Origin of the sequence: Thermoclostridium caenicola (assembly GCF_900142095.1) — a bacterium.
GTDB classification, from domain to species: domain Bacteria; phylum Bacillota; class Clostridia; order DSM-8532; family DSM-8532; genus Thermoclostridium_A; species Thermoclostridium_A caenicola.
This window is the reverse complement of sequence record NZ_FQZP01000120.1, coordinates 1-1,339: the sequence shown is the minus strand read 5'-3', so window position 1 is coordinate 1,339 and position 1,339 is coordinate 1. Positions and strand designations below refer to the sequence as shown.

The following is a 1,339-nucleotide window of genomic DNA, read 5'->3' as shown; positions in this document are numbered from 1 at the left end:
GCGAGCGTAAGCGAGTTCATCTTGGCCCTTGACATCCAATGCGCATACATCCTTTTGCTTTCCGGTCTGTTATGACAGACCGGCTGCCTTCCGGCGAGGACGGGATTTGGGGCAGAGCCCCAAGGTTTTATACGACTGCCGGAAGCTGCTTACAACCCCCGAAGTAATACTCTGCCGGTGTTTTGTAATCCAACGACTGGTGAGGTCTCCGGTTGTTATAATACTCCACATATTCCCTTGTAATCTGCCGGAGCTGATGTCCTGTTTCGCAATCTTCAAGATAAAGCTTTTCCCATTTGTAGGATCGGAAGAAACGCTCTATCCGTTGGTTATCCAATGCTCTTCCTTTGCCATCCATAGATATTTTGATATTGTTGTTTTTTAGTAGATTGATGTAATCATCACTGGTAAACTGTGAGCCTTGGTCGCTATTCATAATTTCAGGTTTTCCGTGCCGTTTTATCGCCTTTTGGATTGCCTCTATGACAAATGTCCGATCCAGCGTGTTTGATAGCTCAAATCCAACAATATAACGAGAATACCAGTCTATAATGGCTACCAGATACATGAAACCACGTTTCATCCGGCAGTAGGTCACGTCTATGGACCATACCTGATTGGGATGATCAATGTTCAAGCCTCTCAGCAGGTACGGATACAAGTACTTCCCATGTAGACGCTTACTAAGATTGGGGCCAGGACAGAAGCCATGTATCCCCATTTCCCGCATGTAACGCCGGGTTCGCTTGCGATTAATGCGAATGTGATATTCCCGGTTCAAGATATTCGTCATCCTACGGTAACCGTACTCCGGATGAGCCGTGTAAATCTCATCGATGATCCTCTTAATCAGGTATTCCTCATCATTTGCTGGAACCGGCTTGTAGTAAAGGCTTGTACGATTTATGCTCAACAGTTCGGCTTGCTTGGTTATACTGAGTTTCTTTTCTTCTCTGTCAATCATCTTCATGCGGTCTTCACGGGACTTAGAGTCGGCCAGATTTTTTTTTTAAGCCAGTTAACCTCATATGAGAGTTGACCAATTTGCTTAAGCAGTTCGTCCTTCTCCTTTTCATACGCCTGCTTGACTTTCTCTACTTCATCGGTTTCCTTGCTGAATACCCTGCCTGCATTGCTTATGAATTCTGCCTTCCAGCGGCTTAGCTGATTCGGATGTATTTCATATTCGGCAGCAATCTCATTCAGCGTTTTTTCTTCCCTTAAGACCTCAATCACTATTTTTGCTTTTTCTTCCGGTGTAAAATTTCTTCTCTTTTCCATAGTTCCATACTAACTTATTTTGGCCGTTTTGTCTGTCTTAATTTCTGGTATCATTATA

At 43.9% G+C, this 1,339-nt stretch carries 1 protein-coding gene; it reads right to left on the bottom strand.

The annotated features are described in order from the left end of the window. Positions 1 to 127: 127 nt before the first annotated feature. A protein-coding gene (locus F3H12_RS13150; RefSeq protein WP_188118544.1) for an IS3 family transposase occupies positions 128 to 1,281 on the bottom strand; the annotation gives its coding sequence in 2 pieces (ribosomal slippage) (positions 128 to 1,011 and positions 1,011 to 1,281; 1,155 coding nt in all). Positions 1,282 to 1,339 lie beyond the last annotated feature (58 nt).